This window comes from Streptomyces sp. NPDC008079, from assembly GCF_042957385.1.
Taxonomy (GTDB): domain Bacteria; phylum Actinomycetota; class Actinomycetes; order Streptomycetales; family Streptomycetaceae; genus Actinacidiphila.
Genome location: NZ_JBIBIC010000051.1, coordinates 1 through 1,089 on the forward strand (window position 1 = coordinate 1; position 1,089 = coordinate 1,089).

General features: G+C 68.3%; 1 pseudogene. It reads right to left on the reverse strand.

Annotation, left to right across the window (positions count from 1 at the left end):
* Positions 1-1,089, reverse strand: a pseudogene (locus tag ACFZAM_RS37190) (hypothetical protein); the annotation flags it as partial.

Here is a 1,089-nt window from a genome sequence, read left to right on the forward strand (position 1 = left end):
GGGGTCGTGGTCGATGTAGGCGGTGCCGGCGTCGAGTGTGACCTGTTCGATGACGGGCTGGCCGTTGCCGTCGGGGCGGCCGTAGACGTAGTCGATGTTGTCGCCGGTGTCGGTGGTCTGGTGGGTCAGCTCGGTCTGGCTGGTGCCGGCGTAGGTGTAGGTGCCGGTTCCGGTGGAGGTGGTGGCGGCCGTCATCTGTCCGGCGCCGTTGTAGGTGACCGAGGACAGTGACGGGGTTTTCGTGAGGTTCCCGGCGGCGTCGTAGGCGTAGCCGCTGGTGGTGATCTGGTTGGCGGCGTTGTGGGTGAGGGTGGTCGCGCCGGTGGCGGTGGTGCGGTTGCCACGTGCGTCGTAGCCGTAGCTGTACGTGGTCCCACCTCCCGAAGTCGCCACTGACGTCAGCCGGTTGCCCGGGTCGTATCCGTAGGTCGTCGTTTTCCCCGTCAGGTTGTCCTTAGACCACTGCAGGAGGCTGCGGTCGTCGGTGGTGGCGGCGGAGCAGGTGGTGCCGGGTGTGCCGCCTGTGGCGCGGCAGTAGGTGACGTCGAACTGGCGGGTGGGTGAAGTGGCCGGTCCCTGGTCGGCCCAGACTCGTGAGGGGCGGCCGGAGGCGTCGTAGTCCTGGTGGACGTGGGCCTTGTAGATGGTGTGGTTGGTGTCGGTGCCGTACCAGGTGTCGGTGCGGCGGCCGTGGTCGTCGTAGGCGAAGCGGATCTTGGTGGAGGCCGGCGCCGCGGTGACGAGCTGGGTGAGGAGGTTCGCGTCGTCGTAGCTGTAGGTGGCGGTGCCGCGGGCGTCGGTGAGGGTGACGAGGTTGCCGGCCTTGTCGTATCCGTAGGTGAGGGTGCCGCCGCCGGAGGTCGCGGTGCGGGTGGCCAGGTGCCCGAGGTCGTCATAGGTGTAGGTGGTGGTGCCGGTGCCGTCGGTGCGGGTCCACACCCGGCCGAAGCCGTCGTAGGTGTACCCGACGGCGTGAGTGCTGTCGGAGTAGGTGACCGAGGTGATGCGGTCCGCGTCGTCGTAGCCGTAGGTGGTGGTGATGTTCCGGCCGTCCTTGGCCGTGGCCAGGCGTCCGTACTTGTCGTAGCT